The 18,478-nt window shown below is 50.1% G+C and carries 17 protein-coding genes and 1 other RNA gene; 3 read left to right on the plus strand and 15 right to left on the minus strand.

Annotation, left to right across the window (positions count from 1 at the left end; all coding sequences use genetic code 11):
* The first annotated feature begins 8 nt into the window (after positions 1-8).
* A complete protein-coding gene (locus tag C557_RS0118030) occupies positions 9-710 on the plus strand; it encodes a TerC family protein (protein WP_018753283.1) in 702 nt (233 codons plus the stop codon).
* Positions 711-796: 86 nt separating this feature from the next.
* Here the strand turns inward: C557_RS0118030 and thiI are convergent, their stop codons facing one another.
* The 7 genes from thiI to C557_RS0118065 form a co-directional block, all read right to left on the minus strand.
* On the minus strand, positions 797-2,032 hold the full coding sequence (gene thiI, locus C557_RS0118035; RefSeq protein WP_026263557.1) for a tRNA uracil 4-sulfurtransferase ThiI: 1,236 nt from the start codon (positions 2,030-2,032) through the stop codon (positions 797-799).
* Between the two features lie 16 nt (positions 2,033-2,048).
* The gene (locus tag C557_RS0118040; protein ID WP_018753285.1) at positions 2,049-3,188 is read right to left on the minus strand and encodes a cysteine desulfurase family protein; all 1,140 of its coding nucleotides are present in this window, start codon (positions 3,186-3,188) and stop codon (positions 2,049-2,051) included.
* A 131-nt stretch (positions 3,189-3,319) separates the two neighbouring features.
* Positions 3,320-4,078 carry a lytic transglycosylase domain-containing protein gene (locus C557_RS0118045; protein ID WP_018753286.1) on the minus strand — a complete coding sequence of 253 codons (759 nt, stop codon included), beginning with the start codon at positions 4,076-4,078 and terminating at the stop codon, positions 3,320-3,322.
* A 178-nt stretch (positions 4,079-4,256) separates the two neighbouring features.
* The gene (locus C557_RS0118050) at positions 4,257-5,204 is read right to left on the minus strand and encodes a nucleoside hydrolase (RefSeq protein ID WP_018753287.1); all 948 of its coding nucleotides are present in this window, start codon (positions 5,202-5,204) and stop codon (positions 4,257-4,259) included.
* 34 nt (positions 5,205-5,238) lie between these two features.
* Positions 5,239-6,072 carry a carbohydrate ABC transporter permease gene (locus C557_RS0118055; RefSeq protein ID WP_018753288.1) on the minus strand — a complete coding sequence of 278 codons (834 nt, stop codon included), beginning with the start codon at positions 6,070-6,072 and terminating at the stop codon, positions 5,239-5,241.
* Positions 6,072-6,953 carry a carbohydrate ABC transporter permease gene (locus tag C557_RS0118060; protein WP_018753289.1) on the minus strand — a complete coding sequence of 294 codons (882 nt, stop codon included), beginning with the start codon at positions 6,951-6,953 and terminating at the stop codon, positions 6,072-6,074. The genes C557_RS0118055 and C557_RS0118060 overlap by 1 nt, the downstream gene beginning before the upstream one ends.
* A 4-nt stretch (positions 6,954-6,957) precedes the next feature.
* Positions 6,958-8,310, minus strand: a complete 1,353-nt coding sequence (locus tag C557_RS0118065) for an ABC transporter substrate-binding protein (protein WP_018753290.1) — start codon at positions 8,308-8,310, stop codon at positions 6,958-6,960.
* A gap of 175 nt (positions 8,311-8,485) precedes the next feature.
* Here C557_RS0118065 and C557_RS0118070 point away from each other — a divergent pair, with 175 nt between their 5' ends.
* Positions 8,486-9,235: an AraC family transcriptional regulator gene (locus C557_RS0118070; protein WP_018753291.1), complete on the plus strand. Its 750-nt coding sequence runs from the start codon at positions 8,486-8,488 to the stop codon at positions 9,233-9,235.
* Positions 9,236-9,306: 71 nt separating this feature from the next.
* Here C557_RS0118070 and C557_RS0118075 read toward each other — a convergent pair whose 3' ends face one another.
* The 3 genes from C557_RS0118075 to C557_RS0118085 form a co-directional block, all read right to left on the minus strand.
* Positions 9,307-9,717, minus strand: coding sequence for a hypothetical protein (locus C557_RS0118075; RefSeq protein ID WP_018753292.1), 411 nt, complete (start codon positions 9,715-9,717; stop codon positions 9,307-9,309).
* Between the two features lie 23 nt (positions 9,718-9,740).
* Complete coding sequence (locus tag C557_RS0118080) at positions 9,741-10,016, minus strand: DUF1540 domain-containing protein (protein ID WP_018753293.1); 276 nt, start codon at positions 10,014-10,016, stop codon at positions 9,741-9,743.
* Positions 10,017-10,102: 86 nt separating this feature from the next.
* A complete protein-coding gene (locus C557_RS0118085) occupies positions 10,103-10,609 on the minus strand; it encodes a YpuI family protein (RefSeq protein ID WP_018753294.1) in 507 nt (168 codons plus the stop codon).
* 272 nt (positions 10,610-10,881) lie between these two features.
* Between C557_RS0118085 and C557_RS0118090 the strand changes: the two genes are divergently transcribed.
* Positions 10,882-12,786, plus strand: coding sequence for a S8 family peptidase (locus tag C557_RS0118090; RefSeq protein WP_018753295.1), 1,905 nt, complete (start codon positions 10,882-10,884; stop codon positions 12,784-12,786).
* 92 nt (positions 12,787-12,878) lie between these two features.
* Here C557_RS0118090 and rnpB read toward each other — a convergent pair.
* From rnpB to dnaG, 5 genes are all read right to left on the minus strand, one after another.
* An RNA gene (gene rnpB / locus C557_RS24250) (RNase P RNA component class A) lies at positions 12,879-13,281 on the minus strand.
* A 107-nt stretch (positions 13,282-13,388) separates the two neighbouring features.
* Positions 13,389-14,504, minus strand: coding sequence for a Nif3-like dinuclear metal center hexameric protein (locus C557_RS0118095; RefSeq protein ID WP_018753296.1), 1,116 nt, complete (start codon positions 14,502-14,504; stop codon positions 13,389-13,391).
* The gene (locus C557_RS0118100; RefSeq protein ID WP_018753297.1) at positions 14,480-15,241 is read right to left on the minus strand and encodes a tRNA (adenine(22)-N(1))-methyltransferase; all 762 of its coding nucleotides are present in this window, start codon (positions 15,239-15,241) and stop codon (positions 14,480-14,482) included. The genes C557_RS0118095 and C557_RS0118100 overlap by 25 nt, the downstream gene beginning before the upstream one ends.
* A gap of 216 nt (positions 15,242-15,457) precedes the next feature.
* The gene (rpoD, locus tag C557_RS0118105) at positions 15,458-16,582 is read right to left on the minus strand and encodes an RNA polymerase sigma factor RpoD (protein ID WP_018753298.1); all 1,125 of its coding nucleotides are present in this window, start codon (positions 16,580-16,582) and stop codon (positions 15,458-15,460) included.
* A 45-nt stretch (positions 16,583-16,627) separates the two neighbouring features.
* Complete coding sequence (gene dnaG / locus C557_RS0118110) at positions 16,628-18,448, minus strand: DNA primase (protein WP_018753299.1); 1,821 nt, start codon at positions 18,446-18,448, stop codon at positions 16,628-16,630.
* Between the last annotated feature and the right edge of the window lie 30 nt (positions 18,449-18,478).

Consider the following 18,478-nt stretch of genomic DNA (forward strand, 5'->3'; position numbering starts at 1 on the left):
GACCTAAAGTGGAATTATTTAGTGCCGCATTTTTTCTTTCGCTGATCAACATCGTTTTTATTGATCTCATCCTGGCGGGAGATAATGCAATTGTCATCGGAATGGCAGCGAGAAAGCTCCCCCATTCGGTGCAGAAAAAAGCGATTTTGTATGGAACGGCCGGGGCCGTTATCCTTAGAATCGCGGCAACGCTTGTCGTCGTCTGGCTGTTAAGAATCCCCTGGCTGCTGGCTATTGGCGGGTTGTTGCTCGTTTATATCGCCTACAAGGTATTAGCCGATGATGGCAACCATGACAACATTGAAGCCAAGGACAAGTTATGGCCGGCCATTCGCACCATCGTCGTGGCAGATGCCGCTATGGGACTGGATAATGTTATTGCTGTAGCGGGCGCCTCTCAGCAGCATACGGTGCTCGTTGTTATCGGCCTGTTAATCAGCGTACCTATCGTTGTCTGGGGAAGCACCTTGTTCATCAAACTGCTGGACAAGTTCCCCTGGATTGCTTACCTTGGAGCAGCGGTGCTTGCCTACACTGCCGCCAAAATGATTACCGAGGAGCGGCATTTCCTGCATTTCTTTGAAGCGCATTTGGTTTTGCGTTATCTGATGATTGCTGTGGTAATCTTGGCCGTCCTGCTAGCCGGATATCTCAAGAAACGTCAGCACCAGAAGGTAGCCCACAGCGAGCCTCAACCGGTTGCGCGGTAAACACCATACTTATGATAAAACCCCGTTTGGACACATCGTATGATGTGATTTCCAAACGGGGTTTTCGTCATGTTTGCCATCTGTTTCTAAAACCAATTCTCTTGAATCACTTTATCTTCGGCGGCTTCGCGGCGTACCACGCTTCGTCCGGGACGAATAACCAGTGTTTCGGTATCGTCCACCGCCTTGATGATCATCCGTTCCAAATCGGGCAGCGTTTGCTCGATGTTCTCCAGGACACGCAAATTAGGATTGGTAGAAGGAGATTTCGGAATAAACAGTGTGCAGCAATCCTCATAGGGCAAAATCGACAGCTCATAAGTACCAATTCGCTGAGCCATTGCAATAATATCCGTCTTGTCGGTCATAACCAAAGGACGGAGCAGCGGCAATTCTGTCGCTCGTCCTATGGCATTCATGCTGGACAAGGTTTGGCTTGCAACCTGCCCTAGACTATCTCCGGTGACCAAAGCCAACGCCCCGTTTTGCTCCGCAAGCCTACTCGCAATTCGCAGCATGGCTCTTCGCATCAACGTAATGATCAGGCCCTCTTGTCCGGTTTGCGCGAGCGAGGTCTGAATGTCCGTGAACGGCACCAGATGCAGCTTGACCGATCCGGCATAGCGGGCTAATATCTCGGCCAGGTCGATCACCTTCTGTTCCGCCTTTTTACTGGTGAACGGGTAGCTATGGAAATGGATGCATTCAATCTCCAGGCCACGCCGTAGCGCAGACCACCCGGCCACCGGACTGTCGATTCCTCCGGACAGAAGCAGCATCGCCTTGCCATTGGTTCCAAGTGGGAAGCCCCCTGCTCCCGGAATAATTTCACAGTACATATACGTGCCTTGCTCGCGAATCTCTACACGCAAATTCAGCTCAGGATTATGCACTTCCACCTTAAGCCCAGGGCAGGCATTCAGAATAGGACTGCTAACCAGCCGATTCATCTCTTGCGTGGAGTGAGGAAATGGCTTCCATACCCGGCGGGCGCTCACCTTGAAGGTCGTGCCCGGGGCTGCATTAACCTGCTGTATAAATGCTACAGCCGTTTGCAGGATATCCTCCAGCCGGGAGGGAGTTACTTTAACTGGCGAAATAGATGTAACGCCAAACACATTTTTCATAGCCTCAATTATGGGCTGCACAGGTTCTCCGTTCAGCACCACATAAATCCGGCCATATTCTTTAATAATCTCTGTCCGGGGAAAGGGATGCAGCAACGCCTTGACATGGTTATAAGCTACCTTCTCAAAGCGCGAACGGTTGCGTCCCTTAATCGCAATCTCACCAAAACGCAACAGCAGCATATCATATTCCAGCATATTTATTTCTCTCCTATCGTAAAACCTGCAACCGCTGAATCGATTGTCTCAGCGCGGCCAACAAGGCATCAATATCCGCTTGCTCATGCTCATCCCCCAGGCTAATACGTATGCCCGACGAAGCCACTTCCTTAGACTTTCCCATCTCCAGCAAAATCCGGCTTGGTTCGCTTCGCTTGGAAGAACAAGCCGAACGGGTTGATACGTAGAATCCTTCCTCCTCAAGCATATGAAGCAAGACTTCCGCCTTCATGCCCGGATAAGAAAAATTTACGATATGTGGAGCTCCCTGCTCCGGCGAATTTAACGTCAGTTGCGGAAATTGCTTCAACCCTCGCAGCAGTTGATCTCTTAGCCGGTAATATCGCCGTGCTCTCCCTTCCTGTCCCTCCGCGGCCAATCGCAGCGCCTTGGCAAAAGCTACGATGTAAGGAACGTTCTCCGTTCCCGAGCGGACGCCGCCCTCTTGGCCTCCACCCGCCATCAATGGCATCAGCTTGAGGCCCTCCCGAATGTACAGCAGTCCAACCCCTTTAGGTCCACGCAGCTTATGCCCGGAGAGGCTATACAAATCTATAGCACTCTCTGGAATCGACAGGCCGAGCTTGCCAAACCCCTGCACTCCATCAACATGAAACAACACTTTTGGCGAACAGCTCTTAAGCATGCGTCCGATATCTCCAACAGGCTGAATCGTGCCTGTTTCATTATTAACATGCATGATGGACACCAGAACGGTATCCTCGCGCAATGCCGCCCGAACTTGTTCAGGGAGAACCTGCCCTTCAGCGTTGACCGGCAAATAGGTCACTTCCCAGCCCATGGACTCTAGCTGCTTCATGCTTTCCAATACGGAGGGATGCTCTACACGAGTAGTCATCAAATGCTTGCCCCGATGGATAAACTGCCAGGCAGCTCCCTTGATGGCCAGATTATTACTTTCCGTCGCTCCGCCGGTAAATACCAGCTCGTGCGGCTTCACTCCAAGGGCCTCCGCACTTACTGCCCGCGCCTTATTAAGCAGCTTCTCGCTGTCTTCGCCTAGCCGATGCAGAGATGAAGGATTCCCATAATGACGCGTCATCACCTCTGCTACGGTCCGAATGACCTCTTCATCAGGCGGCGTTGTGGCGGCATGGTCGAAATATAGCATGATCAACTTCACCCCTTTATTTAATTATCTCAAAAAAAGATCAAAAGAAAAAACGCAAAAACCTGAAAGAAGCCGGTTTTCAAACGTTTTCTCGATTGATCTTCCGTTAAACTCCATATCAATCAAGCATCTTAGACTTCAAATTTAGCCTGGGCATTCACAATTTTACCAATGTAGTTTTGCGTTTCTTGCGGCAGTAGATGAAGCTTTGCCATCAATTGCTCATCATTGCTGATGCCCAGGCGCTGCACACGTCCCGGTCCGGCATTATAAGCCGCCAAAGCGGTTTTCACTTCACCGCCAAAGCGGTTTAACTGATAGGATAAGTATTTCGTCCCGCCGTCAATATTCTGTGCAGGGTCAAATGGATTAGTAACGCCAAGTCCTCTGGCAGTTCCGTCCATAAGCTGCATAAGCCCCTTGGCTCCCGCCGAAGAGACAGCCTGCGGATTAAACGAGGACTCCGTCGCGATAACCGCCTTAATCAAACTCTCCGGTACACCATAATTGCGGCTGGCATTGGCGATAAGCTCCTGCAGATCTCCTGCACCCGCATTAGGCCATCCGGCACTTTCCTCATTGGAGAAATTCGGCATCCCGGATACGGATGACAGCATACCAGACAGCACGTCCTCCCGATTGGAGGCATCGTCCAGCCCGGCAGACAACATATAATTCTGCAATAAAGAAAGCATGGATGAGGAATCAGGCCCAGTAGAAGCGTCTACTGTATCCCCTTGCTCCGAAAGCATCATTTCTTGCAGCAATATATCAAACAATGAACCATCGGCATCACCGGTTTGGGTTGGTACCGCAGTTCCTTGCAGATCGATCTGGTTCATCGATTGAAGCTGAATTACCTGTCCTAGCGTACGCGGGTCTATTTGCATCGAACTAAAGCTCCTCTTTTTTGTAAATGGCAAGCTTGATGCTTTCATTTTACACGTTATCGGCCTTGTTCACCACCACTTTTTTCCGTATAAAACCAAGACAGGGTTATCCAGCTTGGTCAGCTTTACCTGCCTGCCGGATAACCCCCAACTACAATTATCTTCTTGAGAATCTCGTCTAAGCCAGCACGCTGGTCATAACGAGCTTTAAAAAGCGCCGGTAGTCAGCTTCACAGGCCACCTTTACGTCCGGCAGGTCGTTCCAGACATGATGATGGCGGGAATCCATGACCGTCATCCCCAGCGTCAATTTGCCCTGCGTCTCGACACCAACCTTTGCGGTAATGTACTGAACCAGTGTTGGATCGATGACGGCAGCAACCGCCATGGAATCAATCAATACACAATAGGATTCAAAGCCCCGGCCTACTACGAAGGATATCATTTTCCGCAGCACGTCAGCCTCCGCTCTTGGCGATGCCTCCAGCTCCAGCAGCTCCGTTTCGGTAAAGTTCACATCGAAGTGAGTCGATACGTCCAAGCCGATAGCCTGTAACGGGATACCCGACTTGAAGATCATTTCCGCGGCTTCCGGATCAACGTAAACGTTCCATTCGCTTTGCGGATTATCACCGGTAGCATTAGCCGTGGAGTATTTATTCAATCCATAGGAACCAGCAATGGCTGTGATGCTGGCGATCATAGGTGCAATTTCCGGCGCCTTCATCAACGCCATCGCAATATTGGTTAAGGGACCAAGAGCAATCAAATGAATTTCGCCGGGATATTGCTTAACCTTCTCCACAATCAAATCAATGGCATGACCAGTATAGAGCGGGGTTGCCGGCTCTGGCAAATGCACTTCAGCCTGGCCGTCGGAGCCATGAGAGAATGGGTCTGAAGCCAAGTCGCGGACCAGCGGCTTGCCCATCCCTTTGGCAACAGGAATATGGGTGCGTCCCATCAATTCCATAATTTTAAGAGCATTGGCGCTCGTAACGTCAATCGGATAATTGCCTGCAACCGTCGTAACTGCTTCAATTGACAGCTTATCGGATTTTAAAGCCAGAATAAGAGCCAGAGAATCGTCCATTCCCGGATCACAGTCGATAATTACTTTTTTCAATGATTTCATCCTTTCAGGTGCCTTATCGAGATGACTACTTCAAGCTGCCTTGAGTCAGCCCGTTAACCAGATAACGCTGGAAGAATACCGTCAGCAATACGATCGGCAGGCTGGATACGACACCGCTTGCCGACATCAATCCGCGATCCAGACCTTTCTGACTGACAAACGTACTGGTCAGAACCGGCATCGTTTTGGTCTCCTGTCCGGTTAGCGTGACGGCAAAGAGGAATTCATTCCAGCAAAAAATGAAGCAAATAAGTGCGGTTGCCGCGATCCCGGGCATAACAACAGGCAGCACAATCCGCCAGAAAGCATGCAGGCGCGAGCAACCGTCAATCATGGCCGCTTCCTCCATATCGGCTGGCAGCGAGGCAAAAAACGAACGCAGCAGCCAAATAACAAGTGCCATATTCAAGGCCGAATAAGCCGCGATGATGAGAAAATAAGTGTCCAGCATTTGTGTGCGAAATGCCATCAGAAAGATCGGCACAATAACAACCACAGGCGGAATCATTCGGGTCAGCAGCAGCAAATTAGGCAGCAGCGTCCCGCCGACGCGGAAACGCTCGATTCCATAAGCGGCCAGAGCTCCAAACACAACCGTAATCAGCGTGGCTGTTCCGGCAATCAGCAGACTATTCAGCAAGCTTGTCACAAAGTCAGGATGCCGAAACAGCTGTAGATATGCATCAAATACCGGGCTCTCCGGGAACCAGACGGGCGGAATTGCCATCTGATCTACGGGCCGTTTGATCGAAGTCAGGAATACCCAAAGAATTGGCAGGGTAAAGAACACAAGAAACAGGCACAACACGGCGGTTCTCAGTCCCGTGCCTAGATTTCTGCGAATAGCTTTGGCCTTCATTATCTCGTCTTCCCTCCCCGGTTCGCCAAGCTGAGCAAGGCAAAAATCACGATTCCGACCACAATCATCACACCGGTCGAAACAGCAGATGCGTAACCCATATCATAGCGGCTAAATGCAATCTTATAGTTGTAGATGGAGACCAACTCTGTTGCCGTTCCCGGGCCGCCACTGGTCAAAATATATACAAGATCAAATGTCCGCATCGCATCCATGGCGCGCAGGATACCTACAGATAACATGCCCGGCAATACAAGCGGCAGCGTAATCCGCCAGAATTCCCGCCATTTGGATGCTCCATCCATTTGCGAGGCTTCATATATCTCGTGTGAAATGCCCTGTAAGTTGGCGAGCAGAAGCAGCATAACAAACGGCGTCCACTGCCATACATCAGCCAGAATAACCGAGAACATCGCCCAGCCGGGTTCAGTCAGCAGCCGCGACGGGTCAAAGGGAATGCCCAGCCAATCAAAGATAGGCCCAAGCGGTGTGAAGTCCGGCAACAGGAACAAACGCCAGGCTACCCCGACCACTACAGGAACCATCATCATCGGAATCATAAATGCCACCTTGAAGATGGACTTGCCCCATACCCGGCCGTTCAACAGCAATGCCAGTATCATGCCAAGAACCAATTCACCAGCTACAGCACCTAATGTGAACAGCATGCTTTTGCCTAACGAGTTGGTAAAGCTGCGGTCAGACATCAACTGGATAAAGTTATCCAGCCCTGTAAAACGAACGCCCAGATCAGGGCGTTGAAGTGGATAAGAGAAAAAGCTGAGTCCGAGCGCTGCTCCGATCGGAATCAGCAACACAATCACAATAATGAGAACACCGGGCAGCACGACGCCCCATTTTTTCAGCGCTTTTGATGACACGATTCTAATACCCTCTGGAGCTCATGAGCTCGTCATATTCCTCAGCCGCCTGCTGAAGTGCATCTTCAGCCGATTGCTCTCCGTTCAGGAAGCGGGAAACAGCACTTGGCAGAATATCATTGGTCACGGTCGCCCCTTCAGGAATGAGCGGCAATGGCTCAAGGCGGAAGGAATTCATAATATCCGCATGTGGCTTATAGAAGCTGTATTCGGAAGCCAGGGTGCCTGTAAGTGCAGAAGTTCGTGCCGGAATATTGCCAACCGGAGCCGCCTTCTCCATCATTTCCTGACTAGTTGCAAACTCAATCCAGTCGAACGCCTCCTCCTTCAAGTCCGAGGAGCCGGCAACCACAAATCCGTACGGCAGGTAGAAGCGTTTCACGTCTGCCGTGTTCTCATCTACACCCGGAATGGCTGAGAAACCAACCTTGCCAACGACTTTGGATTGATTAGGGTCTTGAGCGACCTGGGCAATCGTCGTGGCCATTTCCGCCATAGCGCTGCGTCCTTGCAGGAATTCACCTGAAGCATCGGACCATCCATATTGCTTGGATGCAGCCGACGTGAACTGGAACAGCTCCTTCAGATCGTTAAGCGCCTTTACACCCGCTTCGTTGTTGAATTGCTGCTTGTAATCCGCGTCGTACAGATCTCCACCGTAATTAAAGAGACGATTGTAGAAAGCGAAGCCCAGCAAAATGCTCTTCTCGCCCATCAGGGTTACGCCGCTTAAGTTTTCATCTGGACGATTGAAAAATTCAGCGATTTGCTTGTACTGCTCCATGGTAGCTGGAGGGGCCAGTTCATAACCGTATTTCTCCCGGAAGGCCGCCTTCTCTTGCTCATCCTCGAACAGGTCCGTCCGGTAAAGAATACCGTGGGTTTCATTCATATAAGGCACGAAATACAACTCGTTGTTGGCGCCAAAATAGGCATTTTCGATACCTGGAAAATCGTCCAGCTCCAGTTCGGCCAGTTTAGCCTTATCTGTGCTAACAGGTACGATATAGTTCGGTACTTGCAGTTCCGGCACCCAACCGATTGGCACATACGCCAAGTCAAAATCAGCCGACCCGGAGGTGAATTTCAGCGTCAATTGCTGATGATATTGATCATAAGGCAACTCCACTAAGTTGACCTTTACGCCAGTTTTAGCCTCAAAATCAGGAATAATACTCTTGAACGCGTCAGCGTGTGAGCTACTTTCCGCCACAATCGTCAAGGTTTTGGACTCTCCGGCATTCGAGTTGCCTGCAGCTCCCTCACCAGTCGATGCGGAATTGCCTGAGCATGCGCTAAGAACGACCGTTAAGCCGAGCACAAGCGACATCATCCATCCCATTTTCTTTTTGTTCATTTCTGCCCCACTCCTCATGTCGTTTACAATGTAAGATTAGCTTACATAAAACCATTATTTATTGCGGTTTTTTGAAGCAACTGATAGGATAGTACCAATAAAACGCGTTTCAAAGTACCCCAATTCGGCCGCTTTTTTTCATTATTCGGCTAACCTATGCTTTTGGAGGCCCAATATGGATAAATTATTGTTTCTGTTTCACACAAAACATTCCAAAAACACCTATATACAGATGCACCACCACGAATGCTACGAATTGGTCTATTATTTCAGTGGCAACGGAATAACCAATATCGGCTCAGATAGTTACAACATCAAGCCCGGGAGCTTTGCTTTCATTGCTCCGCGAGTCCTGCATGACGAAAAGCATGATGCCGAATCCGAGCTGCTTTTCATTGGCTTTCACAGCCAGCAGGATTTCGCCATTCGGTATGGCAACAAGCTGTTTGAAGATGACGAGAAGCAGACGATCCGCCAGCTACTCCTGCGGATGGAACATGAATTTAATGAGCAGCAGGAAGGATATTTTGGGATGTTGAATCTGCTTGTTTCGGAGCTTACCACGCAGGTTCAACGACTATCCCAGTGCAATAAGCCGGTTCGCCCATATGGCGAAAGGCTGCAATACGTCATCAACTTTATGGACGAGCATTTCCGGCAACCGTTATCCGTAGAGACACTGGCGAAAATGTCCGGTTATAGCTACGACCGCTTCCGGCATCTTTTTAAGGAAACGGCGGGCGTTCCGCCCCAACAGTATTTGCAGCGCAAACGGCTGGAGTACGCGAAGCTGATGTTGCTGCGAACCCAGCTTCCCGTTTCCGAAATAGCGCAAAAGTCTGGTTTCGTTAAGGATTCCCAATTTTGCACCATTTTTAAACGGGAAACCGGTCTGACACCGCTTAAATTCAGGAAAGCAAATTAGTTATATTGCAAACGGACCGCTTCGCAAGAGAAGCGGTCCGTGCAATGAACGGCTGCTTGCCGTGCCCCATATTAACGAGTAAACGGCATGAGTACAAAATAACTTAAGGTGGATACGATGCCAAGCCCAATCCCCCAGGCTCCGGATGTCTTTTGGCCTTGATTATAGGCGTAGAAGCCCATCACTGCCGCTAGCGGGCCCAGTATGATCGACCACATGAACAATGAGACGATCCCCAAGCCTACACCGACATAACCCACCGTACGTCCCGTTTGGCCTGCCTGCACGGGTTCATGTGAGTCTGTATCACGGGCCTCACGTTCAGTCCGCCCATCGCCAATAACATTGCCGCTGTACGTTCCCGCCGGCGTTACCTCGGCAGCGTATTCTTCCAGATGCTGTCGATCCGCTTTACGGGGATAATCCACGCGTTCTTTGTCCGCCGAAGACGGGTTCGGCTTGTCATGTTTGGATTCAGTCATTCCCATTTACCTCCTTTCTGGCTTTACGAATATGCTGCTGCTTTAGGCTCAAAAGTGTGGCAACAGGTGGCGGAAGATGTAGATGCCTCAGACTGATGCTGCGTGTCAAAGCTCTCACCTGCAAATTCTTCCTGATAACGGTTGTCCGCATGTCGGTCGATATCAATCATGATGACATCGGCGTTGCATACGTTTTTTTCTCCCCAATAGCTGCAGTTGGCTACACTGCATTTAACCATCGGTTTATCGCCATTTGGCATATTGATCACCTCGGATAACATTTTCCCCGCTTGGACCATGCCTTATGCAATTTCCCACTTAGTAAATGGTACAAAAAAAAAGATGCCGCTCCGGCATCCTTTGTACACTTCGATTATGCTGCTATTTAACTGGAGGCCGCCTTCTTCAGGCGAAGCTGGGTCAAATAATCACTCTCATAGTAAGCCAGGTCATCACGTAATTCCTCAAAAATACTAGTAATCTCCAAAATAATGTCCCGCACCGGTCGCACCGGCTTCTTGCGAAAGCGAATCGCATCCTGCCCGGTATAAGCATATCTGCCATCCTCAGCGTAACATTCGTGTTTGGGGTAGAAGAACGTATTCACACAATCATGATACACCTGATATAAGACTTTCTCGGCAGCTTCTTCATCAAAAGTACCACGCCTCAGAGCTATCCCCAGCTTCTCATAGCAAACCTCCGAGAAAACCAGGAGATGTCGTAAATCCGATAAAAATCCGGAATAAAACAATATTGTCTCCTCATTCTCTTCTGTAAACTGTGTTAATGAAAAATGATTCAAGAAAGCTTCGAGTTTACCCTTCGCGCTGTTGAGCTTTTGCCTCGTGGCTTCACACAGCGGCCTGATGTTGTTATTGGCTTGTGGCATGCGTACGATTCTCCTTCACTTGTAGTGATCGGTATGCTCATGTCAGTGGTTGATTTTTGTTGAAAACATCGTAACACAATTCATGAAAATACGATATCCCTTGAGTGCGTATTCAAAAAGTTGGGTTAGCAGGACCAAGAAGGTTGGATGAAGCCAGAGAACAGCTTCGTTCTGGGAAGACGACTTTTTGAACATCCTCTTTAAGGAATAAAATTGGCTGGTTCACCTCACGCTATAGCCAATACCACTAACCCTTGTAGGAGGTCTTGTCGATGAACAGGCGCAAACGCATCCTGAACAGGGCAGCAAGCATCGTCGTACCGATGATGGCGCTCTCCCTGCTACTCTTGCCTGCATGCAGCCATCGATTCACACAGCAATCCAGGGAACAGACGGTTCCTAAGCCGGCAGAAGAGCAGAGACTGAAGCAGAATATGCTAAGACGGGACATGACAGCCACGGAGCGATTATCCCGCATGGACGCACGTGGGCATCTTCGCGAGCTTGCCGGTTCCCTTAACCCGGGTGTCCATGAGAAGCTACCTGCCTTGGCCAAGTCATTGCAGAAGGATCATAAACAGTTCCAGGCGATCTTGTCCTATAATGCAGCGACGGGACAGGAAGATGAGTTCCGCCGTGCGGATTTCTCTCCCGACACCAAGCAGCAGCAGGAATTAACTACGTATTTGACTTATGCCAAGCGAGCGTTAAAACAATCGAAATCCTATGAATCACCAGCCTTTCCGGAGGATCAGCCCAAATATTTTGTTGCGGCAGAACCATCCAAACAAGGGAAGCAAGGAATCATTGCAGTGATGGATGTCCGAATTCTCCAGAGAGTCCAGGATCACCAGCACAAAAACCTGCGTCTGATCCCTTATCCCAAGGAAGGTAAATTCAAAATTGAATCGGTACATGCTGACACCTTGCAGGATATTACGGTCAAGACCGGACATGACAATGAAAAAGCCAGCCATTATTATGAAAATGAGCTTGTAGTCACCTTCCGCAAAAGTCCGGATGCCGCGCAAATGCAACAGATTCAACAGGATATTCAAGGCTCTGCGCCAAGTCAATTACGGAAGACTTACATTTTCCGGTCAAAGACGATGAGCATGCAGCAACTTAAGCAGTATTTCGAGAAGCGGTGGAATCCGCAATATGTTGAACCCCATTATTTATATCTGACTAACGAAAGTACCGATAGCCGATACAGCTCAGCCCTTGAGGAATCGGCACCGGAAATTCCTAACGATCTGTTATTCTCCGAATACCAGTGGAACCTGCCGGTCATCGAAACCAACCGGGGCTGGCAGTTGTCCAAGGGTAACGATGATATCATCGTTGCTGTAGTAGATACCGGGGTTGACCTGAACCATCCCGATCTGCAAGGGCGGCTGCTGCCAGGCTACAATGTCATCAATCCTGAGCAGAAGCCCTTCGACGATGTGGGACACGGCACCCATGTAGCAGGAATTATCTCAGCTAATGTCAACAACGGAGAAGGGATTGCCGGCATGATGTGGGGGGGCAAGATTTTGCCCGTCAAAGCGCTTGACCAATCGGGGGCCGGTACGACCTATTCCGTCGCCCAGGGTATCATCTGGGCCACGGATCACGGAGCCAAAGTCATTAACATGAGCCTTGGCAACTATGCGGATGCCGAGTTCCTACACGAAGCTGTCAAATATGCCCATGAACGCGATGTTGTCTTGATTGCTGCGACCGGCAACGATAACACGGAGCGCCCAGGCTATCCTGCTGCTTATCCGGAGGTTCTGTCAGTATCGGCAACTGATTACAATCTGCAAAGAGCTGCCTTCTCCAATTATGGGGATTATATCGACGTGATGGCTCCCGGAGAAAGTATAGCGAGTACCTATCCTGATAATCAGTACGCGGCACTGTCAGGCACCTCCATGGCAAGCCCCCATGTCGCTGCTTTAGCCGCATTGATCCGTTCGGTCAATCCCGATCTGAAAAATACAGAGGTCATAGAGCTGATTCGCAGCAGTGTCATCGATCTGGGAGCAACCGGCCGAGATAAATATTACGGTTACGGGCAAATTGATGTATATGCCGCACTGCAATCGGCAGGAGGCGGGGAAGCTCCCTTGCAATTCTGGCCTCAATCCATTCAGCGCAAGATGGAGCGCGTGATAGAACGACTTAAATAGCATTCCCCCAAAAAAAAGCCTTCGCTTACCGGAACAAAATTCCGAAAAGCGAAGGCTTTACTCATAGATAAAAGCATCATGTTCCCTTTAGTGTTGAAAGCTTGCCGTAAGCCGGGTTCTGTGCTCATTGCGGTATAACGGGAACTACCCTCCCGCAGTCAAGCGACAATCATCTATCTAGGCCGCACATTACTGGGCGGCTCCAGCAACCAACCCGGACGCGCCTCGGGCTAAGGCTGCTTCAAGAGAAGCTGCGTCCCATTAGGTCTTGCTCCAAGTGGGGTTTACCAGGAACGAAGTCGCCAGCGTTCCTCGGGGTCTCTTACACCTCGGTTCCATCCTTGCCTGTACGCACCTTAAGCGCGCCATCGGCGGTCCATTTCTGTGGCACTATCCTTCAGCTCGCGCTGACTGGACGTTATCCAGCACCCTGCCCTATGGAGCCCGGACTTTCCTCCCGCGGCTAGCGCCGCCGGCGATTGTCTGTCAAACTTTCGAAGGCAACACTTGTATAGTATACATACATTGCAAGGCATTGACAAGAGCGATTAAATGGAAAAACTCCATACCGGCTCTACGGGCTTGTTCACCAGAATCTGATGCTACATAAACTGAAACGGCTCGGTGTTAATCGCAGAGATATGCACCTGTGTAGCATATTTATTTGCCTTCAACTGCTCCTTAAGCCAGGCCGCCACACGCGGCTTCATAATCTTCTCTGCATTATGGCCGGGATCAATCAAAGCAATCCCCGCCATCTCGGCATCCTGGGCCGTGTGATAATCCACATCGCCGGTGACCAGCACGTCCGCACCACGAAATTGAGCGTTCTTCCAATACCGGCCGCCTGAACCGCCCAGTACTGAGGCTTTCTTGAGCAACCGGGTCGGGTCGCCAACCACTCTCACCACCGGTACGTCGAATTGTTGCTTGACCTGCTCTGCAAATTCCTGAAGGGTTACCGGCTCCTTCAGCTTGCCGATCCGGCCTAGCCCCAAAGTGCGCCCTTTCAAATCCAAGGGATAAAGATCATAAGCCACCTCTTCATAAGGATGCTGCCGCAGCATCGCCTGAACAACCTTGCTTTTCAAGCTTTGGGGTACAACCGTCTCAATGCGGACTTCCTCGGTTCGCTCCAGCTTGCCCTGGCTGCCGATATAAGGATCGCTCCCTTCACCAGGCTTGAAGGTGCCATATCCCTCCAGGTTAAAGCTGCAGTGGCTGTAGTTGCCGATGGCACCGGCCCCCGCATGCAGCACAGCATCCAGCACCTTCTCGTGATGCTCCTTAGGCACGAATACAACAAGCTTGTACAGCTTGTCCGTATGCAGGTCCTCCAAAGAGCCTGTGCTTTCTATTCCCAGCACCTCAGCCATCCAGTCATTCATCCCGCCATCGGTGATGTCGAGGTTCGTATGAGCAATATAAACCGCAATATCATGCTTGATCAGCTTCTCATACACTTTCCCCATCGGAGTATCACTTAGTAAATGCGCCAGTGGACGATAAATAATGGCATGATGGGCTATAATCAGATCTACTTCTAGCGCGATGGCTTCATCCACTACAGCTTCGTTCACATCCAGAGCCACCAGCACGTGCTTGATCTCCTTCTGCAAACTGCCTAGCTGCAGACCAATCTTGTCTCCCTCCATTGCTACATGCTTGGGAGCCAGCTGCTCCATATACTGCACTACGGTTTGACCTTTGGCAAACATGCCAGCACCTCCTTAAGCTGTCCCGCTAATCGGGCTAATTCTGCTTCTTTCTTGCGCGATGCTTCTAGATCAGAAGCCACTAAAGAGAGGCGAATCTTCTCCAGCTTCTCCATCTCGGAATTCCATTTGGCAACGAAGGCTGTATTAGGCTGCGTCGTCAAATGTGGGCCCATCATCAAGAGCAAATCCTTCGTAAGCTGCAGCTTACTCCCCGGTATGTCACGCTCCTGATACAGCTCTTCATTTTGCCTGGCCGCATCAGAAGGCCTCTCTGCCATCATGACTTCATAAATTTTACCGTCTTCCTCCAAAATTGCTTCCTTGGCCAAATACCAATCGTGGTCAAGCAGCCAGCGCCGCACAAACTCTCCGCCAACATTGGGCTGCAGCACAAGGCGCTTCACCCCTTCAAGTTTATCCTTACCTTCACCAAGGATCGTAACGATCAGAGCACCGCCCATGCCCGCTATCGTAATGGCGTCTACTTCTCCTGAAGCAACAACGGCCAGACCATTTCCTTTACGAACCGAGATTCTCGCTCCTTCACCGGCAACCGCTACCTGACGGCGTGCCGCTTCCAGAGGTCCGTCGTTCACTTCTCCGGCAATGGCAAAGACCGCTTTGCCGCTCTGTACCGCGGATACGGGCAAGAGCCCATGGTCCGAACCGATGTCGGCAAATCGGCAACCACTCGGGAGCCAATCGGCAATAAGCTGCAATCTAGCTGATAATTTCATGAAACGATTTTCCACCACCCATTAATATCATTTTTCCCATGCTCTAATACCAACACAAGCCATTTGCATTGCCCGAAAAAAAGCGCTAAAATAAAATCAATAAAGAAAAAGAAGGAAAAACATCCAGAATATTCTTCCGGCGTATTCCTTCTAGGAGTAACAAGATGACCTTGCCGCTGCGCAGCAGAAGGTCGAAATAGCCTGCCCGCAGCCAGCTTATTCGAGGAAATCCTTCAGCCTTTTACTACGGCTGGGGTGACGCAGCTTACGCAACGCCTTCGCTTCAATTTGCCGAATTCTTTCGCGCGTCACGCCGAAGACTTTGCCGACTTCTTCCAATGTTCTTGTCCGTCCGTCATCAAGGCCAAAGCGCAAGCGAAGTACGTTTTCCTCACGTTCCGTCAGCGTATCGAGTACGTCCTCTAATTGCTCCTTGAGCAATTCGTAGGCGGCTGCATCCGCAGGGGCGAGTGCTTCATGATCCTCAATAAAGTCACCCAGGTGAGAATCATCCTCCTCACCGATGGGGGTCTCTAAAGAGACCGGCTCCTGGGCGATTTTCATAATCTCCCGTACCTTCTCCACACTGAGCTCCATCTCCGCTGCAATCTCTTCGGGTGCCGGTTCACGACCCAACTCTTGCAACAGTTGCCGGGATACCCGGATCAGCTTGTTGATGGTCTCTACCATGTGAACAGGAATCCGAATCGTTCTGGCTTGATCGGCAATGGCCCGGGTAATCGCTTGGCGAATCCACCAAGTAGCATAGGTACTGAACTTAAAACCTTTCTTATGGTCAAATTTCTCCACGGCTTTGATTAAGCCCATATTTCCTTCCTGAATGAGGTCAAGGAATAACATGCCACGACCCACATAGCGTTTGGCAATGCTCACTACCAACCGCAGGTTAGCTTCAGCCAGACGTCGTTTGGCCTCTTCATCACCGTTCTCAATCCGTTTGGCAAGCTCCATCTCGTCATCTGCCGACAGGAGTGGAACCCGCCCAATTTCCTTCAAATACATCCGAACGGGGTCATTAATCTTAATTCCCGGGGGCAGCGACAGATCATCATCAAAAGTGAACTCTTCGCTCTCATGGGCATGATCCCCATCTCCACGCCGTCGTTCGTCGTCGCCCTCACCCGTGACGTCAACCCCAAGGTCAGCCAATTGCTCAAAAAACTCATCCATCTGGTCAGGGTCCTGATCAAAAGGCGAAAGCTTCTCCATAATCTCTTTATAAGTTAAAGAAGAACTCTTCTTGCCTTGTTCAATCAACTGATCCTTTACCTGATCAAGCGTTAATTCCGTTTCCAATTCCGTATGCTGGTCATTCGTCATATCGGGCTCCCTCCTCCCTAGAAACATCATTGAAACTCCATCGTCTTATTGTCTCTCTAGGGCAATAATTTCACTTGCTATTTGTGCCGCACGTATAAAATCCCCGGCGCGTTCGGCCGATACCATTTCTTCCTTCTTCTGTTTAATCTGTGCCAGCAACGGTACCCGCCTGATCTCCCGAATACAACCATCCAGTTCTTCAGTCGTCCAATCGGCCGGGATTTCCATCATTGCGATAGAAATTGCCGTCTGCTCCAGCCGTTCATCCTGAAGCGTCTGAATGAAGCGGCTTGAATCCGGGGTCTTCCCTTGTGCATAATAGGCGTATAGATAAGCGGCAATAGCCACATGATCTTCAATGTTAAAGCCGGTACCCACCTGTTCGCTAACATAGCGAGCCACCTCTTCGTCCTGCAACATAAAAGCGAGCAGCCTCCGTTCCGCTACATGATAAGCAGGTAGTAGAGTTGGCATTGACGGCTGCCTTTTTTTATGCCTACCATTATTCCACCTTTCGGGCTTATTATCCCCAGCGCTTGCCTTTTTTTGCATAACGCTCCTAAGTTCATTGCATTCCTGCTTCAGGCTGTCGAAGGAGACCTGCAAATCGGCAGACAATTCCTTTAAGTAAATTTCCCGTTCACTGGGTGATGAAAGAGCTGCAATAACAGGCATCGCTTCTTTGATATAAGCAACCTTTCCGTCTTCTTCTAGCAGTATATGGTTCTTTTTGAGATATATAAGCCTAAATTTTACGGATGAAACTGCACCAGCCAAGACCTGCTGCCGGAACCTCTCGTGGCCATGCTTCTGAATAAATTCGTCGGGGTCAAGGCCCTCGCTGAGAAGTGCAATCTTGACTTGGAAGCCAACAGCTTCCAGGATCGGAATGCTCTTCAGTGCAGCCGCTTGTCCGGCAGAATCCCCATCATAGCAGACCAGTACTTCCTCGGCCATCCCTCTCATAATAGCTGCATGGCTCTCCGTCAATGCGGTTCCCATGGTAGCCACACCATTATGAACTCCGGCTTCCCAGGCGCTGATAACATCCCCATAACCTTCAAACAGCACGATTTGGCCTGTTTTGCGAATTTCATTCTTTGCCTGATGCAGGTTGTACAGAATGCGGCTCTTGGTGAATAGCCGACTTTCCGGCGAGTTCAGATACTTGGGTTGTCCTTCGCCCAATACTCTGCCAGCAAAGGCAATGACTTTGCCGCTTCGGTTGTGCAATGGGAAAATGACCCGGTCCCGGAATCGATCCACGAATCCCGAACCATCCTGCCTGGAGGACAACAAGCCCCCCTTCTCCATCTCTGCCAGATCGAAAGAGCGTTTCTCAAGAAACTGCACCAGTGTATCCCATCTGGAAGGGGCGTATCCGATCTGAAACATGTCAATCGCTTTGTCCGTAAACCCTCGGGATTTCAAATAATCCATCGCCGGCTTACCGAACTCCGTATTTTTCAGCAAATAATGATATAGCTTGGAGGTCCATTCATAAGCCTGCAATAATTGCTCAAGCTCCCTACTTTGAGGCGTATCCTCAAAGCTTCTTCCCTTATCCTCATAAGGGATATGCGCCTCGTCCGCCATGATTTTTACGGCTTCGGGAAAGGTTAACCCTTCGATTTCCATCCTGAATTTGATGGCGTTCCCGCCTTTGCCGCAACCATAGCAATGAAATATTTGGCGATCGGGAGTCACAGTAAATGAAGGGGTTTTCTCCGAATGGAACGGACATAATCCCTTCATGTACTTGCCCTGCTTTGTCAGATGAACGTGCTTGCCGACGGTATCGACGATATCATGCTGTTGCAAGACGGCTTCGATAACTTCCTCCGGTATACCACGCCCGGTACTCATCCAAACCACCTACATCCTTTGCAAAGAGAA

The sequence above is a fragment of the Paenibacillus sanguinis 2301083 = DSM 16941 genome (genome assembly GCF_000374825.1).
GTDB lineage: Bacteria > Bacillota > Bacilli > Paenibacillales > Paenibacillaceae > Fontibacillus > Fontibacillus sanguinis.